The following is a 19,050-nucleotide window of genomic DNA, read 5'->3' on the forward strand; positions in this document are numbered from 1 at the left end:
TTGCAACGCAAACACTTCATCATTTATTTACCCCTAAAGATCGGGTATATTGTAACCTTTAGATTTCCAATAGTTGATCAGTGTTTTGATATTCTTATCAAATCTTACAAAATCCTTATTCTGCTGCTTCGTCCAGCCAGATTCTGCATACGCTGCTATGCGGGGAAAAGTTTGATAAGATATTTCTTTAAATGTGGGCGTCCATTCGCTCCACATTTGTGCTCCTAAACCAATGACTAATTTCCGTTGCTTATTATCCAGACCATCCGGAACCGGATTAAATCCATAAGCCTTCTTTATATCAATTTGCTGATAAGTATAATCCAAATATGTAAATCTGTGATCTGAATTGATGATTTCATAACCTTTGTCAATACCGAACAACAAGTCTTTAGCATCTCCCTTCCAGAATTGTACTATCGCATTTTTAGATAAGGAAGTATTCGCATTCTCTTCATTTGCCCATTCGTGAACATTTTTTCCCAATATCTCATTCCATCCTATTACTCTTTTTCCTAACGAATCCTCAACAAATTTCGATACCTCATTGGTGAAGTGAACATGAAGATCATAATAATTTTTAATACCATGGCTATCCATATATTTCTGAACGGATATAGAATTTTTCCATTGATCAAACTTTACTTCGTCACCTCCAATATGAATATACGGAGATGGAAAAAGCGCGGATACCTCTCTTAAAACCTGGTACATAAAAAGTTTTGCTCTTTCATCAGAAACATCCAGAACTGCACTTTCAACTCCAAATCGGGTTGGTATTTTCATCTGTTTTTTTGTTGTACCTAAAAAGGAATAACTAGCAATTGCTGCTGAAGTATGTCCAGGCATACTAATTTCAGGTATGATGGTAATCTGACGTTCACTGGCATAAGCTATGATTTCCTTTATATCGTTCTGAGTATAAAAACCGCTATGCGCTTTATGGTCTGAAATTTCGCTTTTCCATTTCTTCCCATTATCATTTATTTGTGTACTATCTCTTTTCGAACCTATCTGCGTCAATAATGGAAATGCCTTAATCTCTATTCTCCAGCCAGCATCATTGGTTAAGTGCCAATGAAACCTGTTCATTTTTAACAAAGCCATTTCGTCCAACAGTTTCTTTACCGTTTCTTTGCCATGGAAATATCGGGCATCATCCAACATAAATGATCTCCATTTAAAAGCAGGTTCGTCTTTAATGATCAGCTCAGGAATTTCAAAAGATTTTAGCAATAACTGATTTAAGCTCTGAATACCATAGAAAATTCCCTTTTCCGTCGCAGCTTTAATAGCTATCTTATTTTTAGAAGCCTGGAGTTCGTAAGCTTCTGAAATATCAGACGGTTTAGATGTCAGTAACAGATTTATCTGGATTCCTTTCTTTATATTAATATTGGAAATACCTCTTTCTATAAGGATTTTTTGCAAATACGCTGTTTGATTGGAATTACCTGTAATATGCACACCTTTAGACAAATCGGCCTTTCCTTTTTTTATAATTATCTCGTTTGGATAGGGTATAATATTAAAGTCTTGCTGAGCCAAAACGGTGCTGCCAACAAATAACCCTAGAAAACATATAATAATACTTAAGTATTTTTTCATAAAAAAGGTTTATAAAAGGATGTCTCAAAACTAAGATCTTTATCATTTAGAAGAATTTAAATAAGCTTTTTCAAATTCATCGGAGAGAAATCTCATTTTTATTCCTAAAGAGATCCTTCACCGTCCCAAACTCAATTGAGACAGGTGAAGGATGGAAAAAAATTTTGGAACACCTTTATTAATTTCAAACTTATTGAGGAATTGCAGCTCCCATAATTGTTTTACCAGTCCGGCTTTTTCCATTTTGGTCAGCGCCTAACAGATGGCTTTCCAAAGCTAAATTAGAAGCTAGAATCTGCAGTTGCAAAGTCGTCATTCCTGATTTAGCTGCTGCACTTCCACTATTTAGTAAAGGGAGAGTTTGTCCAAAGCCTCCATATCGCCCGAAAGGACTAAATCCAGTAGCAAAATCAAAACTTTGCCCGGCATCTAAAATACCGTCGTAATTAAATACGTTCGTTCCTATAATAGATGATTTTGAAATATAGGTACCTCCTACTTCTGTCGCGGCACCTATATTTCCGGATACGATTGAATTGTAAATATTTAAAATATTAGCATGAGCCGGATTGTTGTATATCCCCGATCCTGCCGGAACTGCCGTATTTCCCTCACCTCCGCTATTGTTAGATACTGTTGAATTAACCAGGTCTACGGTACAAACTCCATACAGGGATATTCCTGCTCCATATGCATTACCATTATTTTTATTTCCATAAATGGTACTGTTTACAATTACAAATTTGGACTTTTCACGGGCATATATTCCTCCTCCTGTTCTTGTGGTTCCCATTGTTCCAACTTCATTATTCGCTATGGTAACATTAAACAAATAGTTATATGATGTCCTTCCGGTATTTAACGCGTAAATTCCTCCACCGACACCACCTATTCTGTTACCAGTCACTTCGCTGTCAAACATATAAAGAGTTGATCCGTCATTCCAGATTCCGCCTCCATTGGTGGTAAGAGCCAGTCCCGAATTATTAGAAATTGATGCATTTCTAAAAGTTACATATGAATTACCCGTTAAGAATACACCCGCACAATGGGTTGCTGTTTCATTATTGGAAATCACACTATTTTTAATCTCCACCTTACTTCCCGCTACAATTAAGCCTCCTGCATAAGCTCTGTTAACTGCTATTCCGTTAACAGTAATAGCACTGCTGGTAGAATGAGCACTTCCGTCTCTTATAGTAATTCCATCTAACTCAACTTGCTTGTCTTGTTCCTGAAGTGCGGTTATCACCATTACGTGATAAACCTTTCCCGTACTTAACTGACCACTTAAAATAGTTTTATTTGTTTCTGCATTAGCTGCTGCGCCGTCTGTAGCTTGTTCAGGATATCCACCAATAAGTTTAACATTTTCCGATATTTGGAACGTTTTGTCCTTTTCCGTATTCCCCCCCGTTAGCATAATTGTTGGCTTATACGTTCCGGCTCCTATATGTATAACATCTCCACTAACGGCTCTGTCCAATGCTGCGTCCAAAGTGGTGGACTTACTCCAGGAAAGTCCATCATTCGCTTCGGTACCATTAATTTTCACATAAAAATGTCTGGTAAAATCAGGTGCAGGATCGCCCGCATTTTGAATAATCGTTAGTTCCGTTTTATCCTCTCCGGTGATATAAGCCTCTATTTTAGTGCTTCGTTCCGTTGTCGTTCTGTTCTTTTGAATAGCAATCTTAAACTTGTCATCAGAAGGACCATTTGCTGTCAACAACGATAACCAATTGGCTGTGCTTTTAACACGCCAGGGCAAATTAGATTTAAGCTCAACTTCTATAGTATCTACGTCATTTCCTACTCTAACTTCCTTTTGCACAAAACTGATTTCAGGCTGCCCGGGAGTAAAGCTTTCGCGATCTATTTTACGACAGGAAACAAAACTTGTAAAAAATAGCATCACTGCCAATATTTGGAATATTATCGACTTTCTGTTCATGATTACAAGTATTAATTAGTTACAGAAACTACAATTAAACCATTAGCCACGGATCGCTCTTGTCCGCCATTATCTGTTGGCCAGTTCTTCACTACAAATCTGCCTGCATCAGAAGCTAGAGTGTTTCTAATAAAGAAGGTACTGGAACCACCGCCATCCAGATTAATAGCCTGATACGCTCCTATCGCTTTCATAAACTTGGCCAAATCATCATAATTCATCCCATTCGAATAATGGAAATTACGACCATCTACTACTAGCATATAAACCTTCTTTCCTTCTTTGTCTACACCTATACATGTTCTTGGCTCCAACTTCTTGTCTGTTTGCTGAACAGCAACTCCATCTTTCAATAAAGTCACTCTTCCACCAACCGCTTCCTGAATATTATTTTTTATATCCGGATACATTTGCTGATTGCCTATAACAGCCTTACCATCTTTGGTGATTGCAAAAAATGTATTCACGGCGTCAGTAACAGTGGTTTTAATAGGCAGTCCTTCTTTATAAACAATTCCTTGCGGAACACCGGTATCCATATTATAAAAATCCGCATTGATACCTGCCCACACCTTATGCCCTTCAAAATCTTCATAAGTTGCCTGTTTGGTCATCGGTTGCATACCAAAAGTAGGCGAATTGCTAGGTGTAGAAGCTTCTATCCTTACCTGCGGATTTGTCAAATCAATTTCGAAAACAAATGCTTTCATCGACAGACCAGTACCCGACAAATAACGCACTTCCGTAGCATCAACACCGCTGGTAACGCTATAAGTCGTATCCGAGGTAATGCTAGCGATTAAATCACTGTTATTTACAACTTTAGTTGTAACTGGCGTTTTTGGATGCGCAACAAATTGATCGTAAGGTTTTATCAGGCCTTCATCATTGCTGCAACCTACCGCCATCAGCATCGAGAAAGTAAGCCCTAATGGTAATAATATATATTTTATATTTTTCATTTTTGAATTCTCCTTTTAAAATTAATAGTGCGGATTAGGTTCAAGATTAGGATTATATTGCAATTCACGGCCCGGAATAGGAAGTACAGTCTGATAATCTAAAATACCAAGCTTTTGTACCGCTGTATTGGTACGCACTAAGTCGTAATACCTAAAATTTTCTCCAAACAGCTCCAGATTTCGTTCATTCAAAATTGCTTCCTGATATTGTCCATCCGAATTAACGGCTATATCCTGCAATCCTCTGAAACGACGTAACTCGTTTAATCTGGAAATGCCTTCTGCTCTTCCTTGTGCTTCTGCACTGATTAAATATAATTCTGAAATTCTGGAGATAATTACCGGATCTCTTCCAGTTTGTCCGCTTGGATATTTATTTACACAATAAGTACCTGCGATATTTACAAGAGAGATATCCCTTCGTTTATCAGTACTTACAAAGGCGTCAACCATTTGCTGAGAAACTCTGTAATTTCCCTGACCTTTATTAGGATGGGCGTAAGAATAAAAAAGATCGGAAATATTAATACTGGATTCTTCGGTTCTGTTTTCGAAAGCAAAAATGATTTCGGTATTAGATAATTTTCTGAATATTTTTTCAAAACTATCCAGTTTGTATTTGCCAGAGGTTACAAGCTTTTCTGCTGTTGCAGCCGCGGCAGACTTGTTTCCCCTGTATAAATATACTCTTGCTTTCAATGCAGAAACGGCATCTTTAGAAACGTAGTAATAGTTTGTAGATTCTCCTAATAGTTGCTCCGCTTCAGTTAGATTTTCCTCTATAAATGCCCAAACCTCGTCTTTGGTATTTCTAGCTAATTTTTCCAGCGAGTTTTTACGATAAATAGGAACTCCTCCCCATCTGGTTAACAAACTAAAATAAATATAGGCTCTAAAATAATAGGCCTCACCTAACGCCGTATTTCTAATACTGTTTGGCTCAAGCCCTTCGCATATCGAAATCACATTATTTACCTGATAAAGCGCTCCGTAATAACCATTCCAACCGTTAGACACAACACCTGCAAGAGGGCTTAATTGAGAGTTGATTAAATCAAGGGGCGAGCCGGCGGCTGTATGCAAGTTTCCGCCTAAAATATCAAAAAGGATAAAAGCATGTACTCCGGGGTCATTCTGCATATCGTTGTACATTCCTATCCGCAATGCGGGCAAATCCTTTTCAGTGATTGCATCTGGCGATACAGAGGAATAAGGATAAAGATCTAGCTTGTTGGCACAGGAACTTCCCAAAATCGTACTCACCAGCATCATTATATATAAATATTTCTTTTTCATGTTTGTACAGCTTAATTTTTAAAAACTGATGTTTGCTCCAATGCTATAGGTTCTTGGCTGTGGATTGTTTAGGTTATCGATACCTGAAAATCTTGGGTCCAGATTTGTATTAACTTCCGGATCCCAACCTGAGTATTTTGTCCATAAAAACAGGTTGTCTACTTGTGCAAAAAGTCGGATCTGACTTACTTTAAATTTTTTCACTGTCAGCTCCGGCAAGAGATATCCCAACGTAAGTGCCCGCAACCTGATAAATGAGGCATCTTCCAGAAATCTTGTAGAATTACGCGTATTGAATGTTTCACTGGCTATTGCCCGTGGATAAACATTAGTCGTACCCGGTCCGGTCCAACGATTGTCTACATACTCTTCCAACTGGGCAAATCTGTAACCTATACGACCCAATCCGTTTGGTTTCCATGCAGCATAAATATTTGCGCCATAGCTGTAAGTAGTCAATACATCCAACTGCAGCTTTTTATATTTGAAACTGTTGCTCCAACCTCCAGAAAATTTGGGATTCGACGATCCTACAACAACACGATCGTTATCATTGATAATATTATTACCATCTAAATCCGTCCATCTAACATCTCCTGCCCTCACACCTAAATCAAACTGAGCTTGTGGAACTTCTCCGTCGTATTGATAAATTCCTCGCGATTCGAACAAATAATAAGAACCAATATCTCTGCCTACTACAAGCGCCCTATTGTCGCCAATAGAAATCGGCTTATTATCATTATCTATAAGAGATAAGATTTTATTCTTGTTGTGCGCAATATTGAAATTAGAATTCCAGGCTACAGGCCCTAATTTAAAATGTGTATTCGCAGAAAACTCTATACCTCTGTTTTCCATCGACCCGATATTCGATATGATACTTGTCATACCACTGGTTGCCTGGATAGGCATACTATATAACAAGTCTGTAGTTTTCTTATAATAGGCATCAACAGACAAATTAACCCTTCTTTTAAACAAAGAAATATCAAAGCCAAAGTCATACTGATCTGCCTTTTCCCAGGTCAGGTCTTCGTTACCAAAAGTAGAAACAGATATTCCGCTAAGGCCACCATAATTTTGCCCGCCAGCGATTAAGGGCTGATATGCATAATTTCCAATTCCTTCCTGATTTCCTGTTTTCCCGTAACTCGTTCTTAGTTTTAAATCCAGATTTGTTCCATCCATAAAATCTTCCTTCGAAACATTCCAACCAAAAGATAATGAAGGAAATATGCCCCATCTGTGATCAGCCCTGAATTTAGAAGAACCGTCTGCCCGCAATGTTCCGGTAAATATATATTTATCATCGTAAGACATTGTTGCCCGACCAAAATAGGACTCTAAAGCGTACTCGCTTGGTGCTCCACTTGCGCTGGTTATTTCAGATGCAACAGACACTACTCCTAAAGAAGGCGTTGGAAATCCACGGGCATCTATATTTGAATTCCTGCTATGTAATTTCTGAAAAGAATGCCCTAACAAACCGCTTACGGTGTATTTTCCGAAAGTGTTGGTATAATTAAGGATATTCTCCGTCAGGTAATTCTGTATCATACGATTATCATCCAGTAATCTACCCACTCCGGTACCGTAAGGATGTCTTTCATTATAGTAAGTGTAATCGTAGGTATAACCAATATCAGCACTAAATGATGATTTGAAAGATATATTCTCGTTAAAATTTATCTTACCATAATAAGTTCCCAAATACCTGAAATTGTCTACGTAAGCTATCTGCTCATTTAGAATCTGAACTGGATTATGACGCATCAATTCGTCTGTTCCGCCAACATAATAATCTCCGTTAGGTTTATAAGGCCTGTCAAAAGGTCTTTGTTCAATAGCCCTTGCCAGAATAGTAGAACCCAGATTCGCTCCCGGAACCTGATTGTTTCGGATATAATTTCCCATATTATTGAAACCTATCTCTAACCAATCATTAAACTTGTGACTGAATTTGGTATTCAGATTATACTTTTTAATAGAATTGTTATGCACAACCCCTTCCTGATCCGTAAAGCCTAAGCCTACATAATATTGAGTTTTTGTGGTGCCTCCTGAGAAATTGGTATTGATATTCTTAAAGTAACCTTTTTGCAGAATTAAACCCAACCAATCGGTATCAGGCATATTTCCAAACGGATTGGAAATAGGAATTTTATAGTTGGCGTCTCCGGGTTTTAAACCATATTGTTTATTATAGTTTTCCTGCCCTTCGTTAAATTGTAATATATAAAGATTCGAATTGGCTATTTTCAGTTTTTCTTTATCAGCGAATTCAGAAAAGCCGGTAGTTACATCTACTTTTACAATGTTTTTTCCATTCTTTCCAGATTTTGTGGTAATTAAGATAACACCATTACTGGCTCTGGAACCGTATATTGCAGCAGAAGCAGCATCTTTTAATACTTCTATAGATTCTATGTCGGCATGATTGAACGCAGCAAGCGGACTATAAGTTTCTCCAAAATCATAAATAGACATATTGGAATTATTAATAGGCACACCATCTACCACATACAAAGGATTGTTACCAGCACTGATAGAAGAACTTCCTCTTATAGAAATTCGTTCCCCTGAGGCAAGATTACCCGAACCGATCGATAAGTTTACCCCTGCAATCCGTCCTTCCAGCATCCTGGCAGGAGACGAAACTTGTCTTACATCCTCATCCTTAAACTTTACACTACCAATAGCACTTGTAACCAATTCCCTTCTTTGGCTTCCATAACCAACAACAACAATCTCATTCAGCTCAGATTGAGCGGTTTTCAACGATATGCGTAAGTCTGTATTGCTCTTAGCTTCTACTTCTTTAGTTTCGAAACCGGTGAAAGTTACCGATAACACCGTTCCCTCAACAATATTTCTAATTATAAAAATACCGTCAACATCAGTTATTGTCCCCATGTTTCCAGCCTTCGTTCTGACAGTAGCTCCCGGTAATGGTTCACCTTTTTCGTCTACCACTACACCTTTTACATTAATTAATGTTTGCTGTAATGGAGTTTCGGCGGGCTTTGTATTTGTCTTTTTATTGATAATAATTGTATTTTCTTTTAAAAAATACTCGAAAGGCTGGTCCTTAAAGATTTCAGACAAGGCCTGTTTCAATTCTACATTTTTTAAGTCAAGATTATTGATAATTTTTGCATCCCTAATCTCGTTGTACTTATAGAAAAGATAGTAGCCTGTTTGTTTTTCTATTGCCTTCAGAACTTTCTCTACGCGTATACTCTCGCCCGAAAAACTGACTTTCTGCGAGTAGCTTTTAGCACTTACCTGAAGTATGCCTAGCGTGATTAAAAAAGCGGTGAGTTTCATTACCAAAAAAAAATTTGATGGGTCCACTTTACGGATTGGTATTTTCCCGCAAAAGATTAATTTCATACTTTTGTAATGTTTAAATTAAAGGTTATTGATTCGCAATTAATAATTCTTTTCAAGATTTGAACGAGCCTTCTTAAGGCTTTTAAACGGGAGTGTTGGTAGCACTTCCGTTTGTTCTTTTAGACTGCTAGTTTATACCCATAAGCATGCGTGTGTTTATGTTATCCAATAATTAGTTTTCTTCCTATCAACTGAAACTTTACATTTCCGTATCTTAAAACTTCCAGCACATTGTCAATGTCAGCACTGCGCTTAATCTTGCCAACAAATTCGTCTTTCGGAATTTCTCCTTTGTATTGCACCTCAATATCATACCATCTGGAAAGCTGACGCATTAATGTTTGAATGTCTACCCTGTCGAACTGAAAGAAACCATCTTTCCATGCCATAACCGACTCCAGGTCTGCCGGTGTGATATCAAGATGTTTGGTATCCCTCATTTGAGCCTGATAACCGGGCTTCAATAATTGAGATATTTCAGCTGTGCTCACCTTTACGCTCCCTTCAAGCAGAGTTGTTCTGGTAATCAGCTCATCTTTATATGCGTTCACATTAAATTTCGTTCCCAGCACCATTATTTCCTGATTGTCGCTTAATACCTTAAATGGTTGCTTTTTATTGTGTGATACCTCAAAATAGGCTTCTCCTTTAATAGAAACTTTACGCTCGTTTTTGGCAAATCGAGCAGGAAAAGTAATGCTTGAAGCACTATTTAACCAAACATGCGAACCATCGGGCAGAATAACCTGATAAATTCCTCCTCGGGGTGTTTCTATTTTATTTACTCCTGTATTTTTCTCTTTCGAAACGAGATTCTGAGTATTAAATACTAAGAGCCCATCTTTTTGCTTTTCTACAGAAAAATTCCCGTTTTGCTCAAGGGTACCATTGGCCACCTCATTAAGTATAATTTGCCTTCCATTACTCAATGTAAGAACAGCATTATTACCTCCTGGAACTACTGGTTGCGAAAGCTCGTTTAAAGCAATTTCATTATCCACAGATTCTTTATACGAATAAAAATAAAATGAAAACGCAAGTCCAATAATCGCCAGAACAGCCGCAATCCTGTATATATATTTTAGATACCTGTATTTAGGTAAGGATGGTTCTTCTTCGACTGAATTATCGTGTAAATCGTCATCCATAGATTCCATCAGATATGTTTCAAGCTTACCTTCATTTAATAAATGAAAAAACACCTGTAGTTCGTCTTCATTCAGTTTCTTTTTCAGATACCTATCTACTAATTCTTTATAGAATTTCTCTTCCATTCAATAGTTGCACTTTATAGCTAAGACAATATAAAAGGGAGATAGGGTAGCAGGTTTTTTACTTTTTTTCAAAAAAGATAAAAATAACCACAAAATCAGTTCAGTAAGGTTATCTGTTGGCTCAGGAATAAAGGAAGACCTATATCTTCATTAGCTCAGGCTGCTAAAGATCAGACGAAAATCGATCTGTTGATCTTTACAGTTTCGTCACTACCGTTTTATAAGCAAACAGTTTGGAATTACAGGATATTGCGAAATGCTTATCATCCTATTTTGTTCAAACTGCTTGTTGGCATTTGTAATTATTTCCTATTCAGTTTGTATCTCAAATGTGTTGTTAGATTTGAAGGTATAACTTCCATAATTTGGATATCATATTTGTCTTTGTCAATACCATCAAATAGTCTGATGCCACTTCCCAAAAAAACAGGAGCAATATGAATGAAAAACTCATCAACAAGTCCTGCATTGAGAAATTGTTGAATAGTGTTGGCACCACCTTGTATCCGGATGTCTTTACCTTTAGCCGATTGCCTGGCTTTTTCCAATGCGCTTTGTATTCCGTCGTTAATGAAGTAAAAAGTTGTTGTACCTTTTTGAACCCATGGTTCTCTTTTTTCATGTGTCAGCACATAAACATCCGCTTTATACAGATCTTCTGCCCAATGAACTTCTCCTTCTTCAAACATTCGTTTTCCCATGATGTAAGCACCAGTTCTTGCAAACACATCATCAATTAATTTACTGTCTGCGCCATATTCTTCGCCACCTTCCATATTGATATGTTTCCAAAATGCCTTTTGCTTAAGCATCCAATTATGAATTTTTCCCGAAACGCCGCCCATTGGATTTTCCGGACTTCTGTTATCGCCTGCAAAAAAGCCATCAAGTGATATACCGCTGTCAAAGATAATTTTGCTCATAATTTTTATCTATTATTTGTATATTGATTGTTAACGCTGTCGTACCATAATTACCGTAAAGGGTTATCACTCAGATAGTCGCTTTAAAAAATAAAATTACAGGAATATTTAATTTTTAGAGATAACTTGCAGAAATTCACGCAATGGGTGTTTTGCCTCTTCTAAATAATTTGAGTTAATTAAAGAAAATGGCTACTAAAATACTCAGAGACATTCCCAATTCTCCTTCAATATTTTTTCTTAAGTGCTTCATAGAGAAAACCATATGGTTTTTAACAGCATTTTTAGAGATTCCCATAATAGAAGCAACCTCTTCATATGTTTTCTTTTGCTCCCGGCAAAGTCTGAAGATCTCCTTACTCCTTTCCGGCAACTCTTCCAATGCCTTATTTAAATAGTAAAGATATTCCTTATCAAGCAACCTTTCTTCGGTAGTATTATTTCCTACAAAATAAGCTTCTACTATTTCTCCCATTACTTCCTGAGACCGCGATGCTTTCTTTAAGGTATTAAGCGTATGGTTTTTCGCAATAGTATATAAATAAGACCTAAAAGATTTAACTTCCGCCAGCTTTTCCCTTTTCTCCCAAATTTTAACAAAAACTTCTTGAGTCAGGTCTTTTGCCAGATCGCTTGAATGAACATATTTCTTTATAAACGATAAGATAGTATTATGATAGAAATTAAAAACATGCAAGAATGCCTCTTCATCATTCCTTGAAATCCTTTCGATGAGTTCTTTCTCGTTTATTTCCTTTTCTTTCATATTCGCTGCAGCGAAATTAGGTTTACAATATTACCAAGTTATTAAATTAAAATGAATTGGTAAGAAAATTAATAAAGAAAGGGCTTTACAAATACTATTGAAAAGCCCTTTCTTGTTCCATTTCAACATAGAGTATTATTTCCGTCGTATTTTTTTCAGATAATCAATCAAATATTGTGGCCTGTCAGTTTGTATAATTCTTGCTCCTAAATCATTTATCAAATATCCATAGCCTTTATCAGGGTCCTTCAGCGACATATCGTCATCATGTCCCCCTGCCATTGTATCCCACAAAGTGTTGTACCATATCAGGCTTTTTCCTTTTAAGCTTTTTGCCAACTTTTTCGGCAAAGGATTACTGTCCTTAACAAATAAAAGTTCAAAAGCTACAGGATTCAGTTCCGTTACAAAATCCTCTATAGTTATTTGTGCATTAGGCTTGTCTAAATTCACAATAGGCATATAAATCACTTTGTCTAAATATTTTCCAAACTGCTCTTTTACTTTTTGTGAAGACGCAGTACCTTTCATTATGATATGATCTACCGTACCTGTTTTTTCCAACAATGCATAAACTTCATCAAAAACATCGTAGGCTTTGTCTAAATTCAGCATTATTTTACCCTTAGATAATAAAAGTACTTCTTCCAATGTGGGCACTTTATGAATGGTTTTTATGGCAATTCCATTTTTTAAATTCAAATTCTTTATAGAATCCAATGTCCAGGTACTTATCAATCCCTTTCCAGTTGTTGTTCTATCCAAAGTTTTATCGTGCATTAGAATTAACTGTCCATCTTTTGTTTTCTGAATATCTATTTCTACAACATCCACTCCCATTTCTATTGCGTTCTCTATAGCAGCCAAAGAATTTTCAGGAGCATAACGCCAGTCTCCACGATGCGCTACAACTAATACTTCTTTACTGTTTTTATCAAACAACTTTCGCCTTGTTTCATCAATATGGGTTTGTGCGGAAAGTGCTATCGGAATGGAGCACAGAAAAAGTATTACAATCTTAAGGTTTAATCTTTTTAACATAACTTTTTATTACTGACCAATTATAAATACAATATTATTCTACAATAAATTTCACCGAATCATTACTTCCCTGACTATTTAAAGCAACCACATATATTCCTTTTTGCAAGGAAATGGGTAATGATATTTTAACTGTTTCCTGATTGATTGAAGTTGACAACATCTCTTTACCTGTTATTGTAAATACTTTCACAAATCCTTTTTCAAACAGTTTTTCATCCAACTCCAATACAAGCTTTTTATCAGCACTGTAGTAAGCGTTCAATTTGCTTTTTGCCTGGATATTAAAATTCACGGTAGCAATATTGGACAATGATATTTTTCCATCAAAATCAACCTGCTCCAATTGATAGTAATTGATGCCTTTTAATGGATTGTAGTCTGTAAAATGATAATCCATCTCTTGGGTTGAATTCCCATTTCCAATTACCACGCCCAATGTTGTAAAATCCTGAGCATTTGATGACCTTAAAATTCTAAAATGAGAGTTATTTGATTCTGATGCGGTTTGCCATTGAATTTTGACCTGACTATTGTTAGCTGTTGCCGTAAATGAGCTTAGCTGCACAGGTAATGGAGAAGGAACAAGTTTACGAATGCTATGGTTAACATTGTCCGCCACATATATATTTCCATTTTCATCTGTAACTACATCATAAGGCTGATTAAAAGTTGCTACATTTCCCAAACCATCTATTCTTCCTGTACTACCGGTTCCTGCAATGGTTGTTACTGTAGCTGTTGTCCAATCACCATTTTCACCCGGAGTTATTTTTCTGATACGGTTAAAGCTTGCATCTGCAAAAATAATATTGCCATCATTATCGAAATTCAAACCAAACACATCACCTAAACGAGCGGTTAAAGGCTTACCAGATTCTCCGTCTGTAAAATTAGTACTGGCTTGAAGACCTACAATAGTAGAAATTGTTCCTGTTTTTGTAATCATTCTAATGGTACGCGAGTCGGAAACAAATAAATTGTCTGCCGCATCTATTGCCAAAGATATTGGCCAAACCACAGTTCCAGAAGTAGTTCCGTCGCCAGCAACGGTACTTACCGTTGCTGTTGTCCAGTTTCCTCCAGCACCTGGAGTTATCTTTCTTACTCTCCTGTTGTTTCTGTCAGCAATAAAGATGTTTCCATCGCTATCTACTACAGCATCCAAAGCATTATCAAATCTTGCTACAGAAACAGCACCATCTGAGTATCCTGCAGACCCCGTCCCTGCAATGGTGCTTACTGTACCGTCTAAAGCTATCTTTCTTATTCTTGCACCGTCTTTCTCAACAACAATAATATTTCCTGCAGCATCCACAGTACTTTGCCAAGGAGTATTAAATTGCCCAGGCTTTCCATTAGCATAACCAGAAACACCTGTTCCTGCAAGAGTGCTCACAACTCCTGCCGTAGTCATTTTGCGAATGCTGTGATTGGTTCTGTCTGTGATAATGATATCCCCGTTCATATCTACCAATATCCCATCCGGATTTCTAAATCTGGCATCCAAACCATTGCCATCTACAAAACCAAATGTGGTAGATCCTGCAACAGTTGTTACCGTATAATTTTGCGACTTGGTTACCATATAGGTACCCAGCATAAGTATTAAAGTCAAATAAATTCTTTTCATATTATCTTTTAGAAATAATGATTGTTAATTTTTTAAAACCGTAGTTATTACTAGACTTCTTCTTCCTGATGATGTAAAGACCACACTTTTCAATATTCTTTCTTCTCCTTTTGGCACATGTACTTTAACAGCATCTGTATATTTAAAATCAAAGTCATAAGGAGTCTTACCATTAATGGTATAATAGATAGCTGCCCCCTTCACTGGCACTTTATATTTCAGTTCAAAATTCTCACCTGTCAACGTGGTATCTTTTGCTCCTATAGGTTCGGGCACACGGTATATTAAACCTTTCTGATCTAAATTACCCAGATGCAACGCAACTCTGTTTTCAGAAAAATCTTTCCAATCTTTATTTGCCAGCGGTGTCCAGGCAATTTCCGACAAGGCGAAAATTCGTGGATAAATCATATACCTTACTTTTTCAGGAGTTTTGATATACTCTGTCCAAAGATTAGCCTGTACGCCAATGATGTATTTTTGTTCTTCTTTTGTCAATTCCTCCGGAACGGGATTGTAAGCATATACTTTAGACAATGGGACGTGACCACCAATGGTTAGAGGTTCTTCGCTTGATTTACTTTCTTGTTTATCAAAATAGAGATATGGACCGGGAGTCATAATCACTTTATGCGAAAGTTTTGCCGCAGCGATTCCTCCTTTGGTTCCTCTCCAGCTCATCACGGTTGCATTAGGGGCTAATCCACCTTCTAAAATCTCATCCCACCCAATAATCTGTCTGCCTTTTTTATTGAGATATTTCTCTATCCTGTGAATAAAATAGGACTGTAATTCATGCTCATCTTTCAGCTTTTCTTTTAGGATTCTTTTTTGGCAGAATTCACAAGTTTTCCATTTGGTTTTCGGACATTCATCGCCTCCTATATGGATATATTCCGATGGAAACAAAAGCAACACTTCATCCAAAACATCTTGTAAAAACTTGAAGGTTTGTTCTTTTCCTGCACAAAAAACATCATCAAAAACACCCCATTCATAAGCTGCTTTAAAGGAAGTCGGATTTTTACCACAAGCCAATTCAGGATAGGCAGAAAGTGCTGCTAAAGCATGTCCCGGCATTTCTATTTCAGGTACAACGGTAATATATTTAGATGCAGCATAAGCGACAACTTCCTTTACCTCTTCCTGTGTATAAAATCCACCATACCTCTCGTTATCATATTGTTTAGGATTATCACGCAGATAACCAATTAAGGTCTGATCTCTGAAACCACCAATAGAGGTAAGTTTAGGATACTTTTTAATTTCTATTCTCCAGCCTTGGTCTTCGGTCAAATGCCAATGAAAGGTATTTAGCTTGTAATAAGCCAACATATCTATGTATTCCTTTATGAAACTTACCGGAAACAGGTGTCTCGCAACGTCCAAATGCATCCCCCTATAAGCGAACCTTGGATAATCTTCAATCTCAAGAAATGGAATTCCAGTTTGGTTTGTATTTAGAATTTGTAAAAGCGTTTGCAATCCATAAAAAACACCACGTTCTGTTGTTGAGCGTATACTTATTTCATCCTTTTTAACACTTAGCAGATATCCCTCTTCTTTAATAGCTAAAGATTTATCCAGTATCAATTTCAGACCCGGCCTTTGCTGTAGATCTATAAAGGAAAGCTGACCGACAAATTTTGCAAGACTGTTAGTGTTATTGAACCCGACAAACTTAACACCAATCTTACTAGATAAAGGATAACTTCCATCTCCAATTATTACTTTTACAGGAGCTGGGATAATTCCTAACGAAGTATTATTTTGAGCTGTTAACTGAGTTAAAGATGTCAGCAATAGCCAAATCAAAACACTAATTTTCTTCATATTTTTTTACTTTTTTAGAACCAGTACTAGCGGATAGTGATCCGAGATGATATCCGTATGCTTATTTTTAATCATAAAGACGGATTTGATTTTTGATTTTAACGGAGTACTAACCCATATATAATCTATACGTACATCATTGTCTGGATCATGTTTTACAACTGGGCTTGGCGCACTTTTTTCAAATCTGCTTTTGTTTTTGTATTTCCAGGCATCGGTATAACCTTTATTGATTAACTGACTGATGACCGAGTAATCAAAACCTCCATTGTTTACATTCTGGATATGTGCTCTTGTGGCTTCATGAGCAATTAGTTTATCCAACTTTTGTTTGTTAGGATTATAATAGCTACTGTCTTGAGGAGAAAGACTATTAAAATCTCCCATAATAATGGTCTTACTATTTTTTGGAAGTTGATCTAAATGTCGAATGACTGCCTCCATCTCTGCATTTCTTTTGACATACATAAAAGGATTCAGGTGTAGATTTACAAATTGATAACCAGCTATTTCTGCAGAAATATATCCATGTAAAAAGCCCTCGGTTATACGTTGTACATTTTCTATAGGATATTTAGAAATAATTCCTGGGGGGTAACCTTTTTCCTTAAGCAATACGGCATAAGGATAAGAAAGTTCCTGAGCAAATTTCAGAAATGTTTCGTGAGTAAAATGGTTACATTCTTGTAATGTAAGTACATCCGCTTGTAAAGAATCTACCAATCTTACAAACAAAGCTCGTTTTTCTTTATCTTTTAATCCTTCCAAAATATTATAGGAAAGTATTTTTAAGCTCCTGCTTTTTTTGAGATCAGGTTTTCCTGAAGCATACACCATCGAAAAACTGAAACAAAGAAGTAAGCATACGCTTTTCTTGAAGGTAATTATCTGTTGAAAAAACATAAAATAATGGGATTGCAAATATTAAGTCAATCGTCATTTTGAATACAGGAAGAATCTTGCTCGAGAAATATTTCCAGCTCAGATGATCCTCCTTAAATTACTCATGACGATTGACTAATAAACAGATTGACTACTTATAAATAATCTTACGGATGCTGTGGTTTACATTATCTGCCACATAGATATCTCCCTTAGCATCCATGACCACATCATAAGGTTGATTGAAAGTTGCAGCATGGCCTAAACCATCACCTCTCCCAGCGGTTCCGTTTCCTGCAATGGTACTTACCGTTGCTTTTGTCCAGTCATTCCCTACACCCGGAGTTATTTTTCTTATCCTATTGTTAGAAGCATCTGCCAATAAAATATTGCCTTCATTATCGAAATTGAGTCCGAAAATATCTCCCAATTTCACAGTCAAAGGATTTCCCGGAGTTCCATCATCATAACCTTTTGTACTTCCTACAATGGTTGTCATCACTCCAGATTTAGTGATCATCTTAATACGGTTTCCGTCCGAAACAAACAGATTATCTTGCTTATCTATTGTCAATGCTATGGGAAAGGTTAAAATAGAAGTAGTTCCATCTCCCATAAATGTACTTACCATACCAGCTGGAGTAATTTTTCTGATTCTATAGTTATTTCTATCTGCAACAAAAATATTTCCCTCACTATCTACCACACCATCCAAAGCATGGTTAAATCTGGCGACAGATACATTTCCATCAGTAAAACCTAAAGAACCTGTTCCTGCAATTAAGCTTACTGCGCCATCAGGAGCAATTTTTCTGATTCTACCACCATCTTTTTCTATCACAATAATATTTCCTGCAGCATCCATAGTACTTTGCCAAGGAGTATTAAATTGTCCAGGCTTTCCATTAGCATAACCAGAAACACCTGTTCCTGCAAGAGTGCTCACAACTCCTGCCGTAGTCATTTTGCGAATGCTGTGATTGGTTCTGTCTGTGATAATGATATCCCCGTTCATATCTACCAATATCCCATCCGGATTTCTAAATCTGGCATCCAAACCATTGCCATCTATAAAACCAAATGTGGTAGATCCCGCTATAGTGCTTACAATATAATTGGACTCCTTTTTTATTACTGTAAATCTAGGACCGTATATTTGTTGCCCTTTTACAGCAATGGTCACATTACCTGTAGTTGCATTATCTGGGACAATAACTTCTAATCTGTTTGGTGCAGCTTCCAAAACAACAGCCTGTACACCATTAAAAGAGACCATATTCTCGGTCTTCACTTTAGAAAAGTTTCTTCCAGTAATTATAATAATATCTTTGTTTAAGCCCGAAGAAGGATAAACAGAGGTTACCAATACATCTGTTACAGATGCTACATAACCCGATTCTTTTTTATCACAAGCACCTGCCGTTAACAATAATCCTGCTAAGGCAAAGTGAAAAAATCTCATTTTCATCATGCTAATTTTTT

At 36.8% G+C, this 19,050-nt stretch carries 13 protein-coding genes; all 13 read right to left on the reverse strand.

Annotated features, from left to right (window positions below; translation table 11 throughout):
* Positions 1 to 33 precede the first annotated feature (33 nt).
* The 13 genes from PEDSA_RS07560 to PEDSA_RS07620 all read right to left on the reverse strand — a co-directional run bounded on the left by PEDSA_RS07560 (position 34) and on the right by PEDSA_RS07620 (position 19,039).
* Complete coding sequence (locus PEDSA_RS07560; protein ID WP_013632573.1) at positions 34 to 1,608, reverse strand: beta-N-acetylhexosaminidase; 1,575 nt, start codon at positions 1,606 to 1,608, stop codon at positions 34 to 36.
* 190 nt (positions 1,609 to 1,798) lie between these two features.
* Entirely contained in the window at positions 1,799 to 3,562 is a 1,764-nt protein-coding gene (locus PEDSA_RS07565; RefSeq protein WP_013632574.1) for a BACON domain-containing protein, read from the reverse strand.
* Positions 3,563 to 3,573: 11 nt separating this feature from the next.
* Complete coding sequence (locus PEDSA_RS07570) at positions 3,574 to 4,524, reverse strand: phosphodiester glycosidase family protein (RefSeq protein WP_013632575.1); 951 nt, start codon at positions 4,522 to 4,524, stop codon at positions 3,574 to 3,576.
* Positions 4,525 to 4,545: 21 nt separating this feature from the next.
* Complete coding sequence (locus tag PEDSA_RS07575; RefSeq protein ID WP_013632576.1) at positions 4,546 to 5,820, reverse strand: RagB/SusD family nutrient uptake outer membrane protein; 1,275 nt, start codon at positions 5,818 to 5,820, stop codon at positions 4,546 to 4,548.
* Positions 5,821 to 5,838: 18 nt separating this feature from the next.
* Positions 5,839 to 9,216, reverse strand: coding sequence for a SusC/RagA family TonB-linked outer membrane protein (locus PEDSA_RS07580; RefSeq protein WP_013632577.1), 3,378 nt, complete (start codon positions 9,214 to 9,216; stop codon positions 5,839 to 5,841).
* A gap of 161 nt (positions 9,217 to 9,377) precedes the next feature.
* Positions 9,378 to 10,490 (reverse strand): FecR family protein, encoded by a 1,113-nt coding sequence (locus PEDSA_RS07585; protein ID WP_013632578.1) that lies wholly within the window; start codon positions 10,488 to 10,490, stop codon positions 9,378 to 9,380.
* Between the two features lie 302 nt (positions 10,491 to 10,792).
* The gene (locus PEDSA_RS07590) at positions 10,793 to 11,413 is read right to left on the reverse strand and encodes a dihydrofolate reductase family protein (RefSeq protein WP_013632579.1); all 621 of its coding nucleotides are present in this window, start codon (positions 11,411 to 11,413) and stop codon (positions 10,793 to 10,795) included.
* 175 nt (positions 11,414 to 11,588) lie between these two features.
* Complete coding sequence (locus PEDSA_RS07595) at positions 11,589 to 12,179, reverse strand: RNA polymerase sigma factor (RefSeq protein ID WP_013632580.1); 591 nt, start codon at positions 12,177 to 12,179, stop codon at positions 11,589 to 11,591.
* A gap of 135 nt (positions 12,180 to 12,314) precedes the next feature.
* Complete coding sequence (locus PEDSA_RS07600; protein WP_013632581.1) at positions 12,315 to 13,220, reverse strand: glycerophosphodiester phosphodiesterase family protein; 906 nt, start codon at positions 13,218 to 13,220, stop codon at positions 12,315 to 12,317.
* 34 nt (positions 13,221 to 13,254) lie between these two features.
* Positions 13,255 to 14,853, reverse strand: coding sequence for a T9SS type A sorting domain-containing protein (locus tag PEDSA_RS19525; protein ID WP_013632582.1), 1,599 nt, complete (start codon positions 14,851 to 14,853; stop codon positions 13,255 to 13,257).
* Between the two features lie 24 nt (positions 14,854 to 14,877).
* Positions 14,878 to 16,686, reverse strand: coding sequence for a beta-N-acetylhexosaminidase (locus PEDSA_RS07610; RefSeq protein WP_013632583.1), 1,809 nt, complete (start codon positions 16,684 to 16,686; stop codon positions 14,878 to 14,880).
* 6 nt (positions 16,687 to 16,692) lie between these two features.
* Positions 16,693 to 17,454: an endonuclease/exonuclease/phosphatase family protein gene (locus tag PEDSA_RS07615; protein WP_169311980.1), complete on the reverse strand. Its 762-nt coding sequence runs from the start codon at positions 17,452 to 17,454 to the stop codon at positions 16,693 to 16,695.
* Between the two features lie 265 nt (positions 17,455 to 17,719).
* On the reverse strand, positions 17,720 to 19,039 hold the full coding sequence (locus tag PEDSA_RS07620; RefSeq protein ID WP_013632585.1) for an IPT/TIG domain-containing protein: 1,320 nt from the start codon (positions 19,037 to 19,039) through the stop codon (positions 17,720 to 17,722).
* Between the last annotated feature and the right edge of the window lie 11 nt (positions 19,040 to 19,050).

Source organism: Pseudopedobacter saltans DSM 12145 (genome assembly GCF_000190735.1).
GTDB lineage: Bacteria > Bacteroidota > Bacteroidia > Sphingobacteriales > Sphingobacteriaceae > Pseudopedobacter > Pseudopedobacter saltans.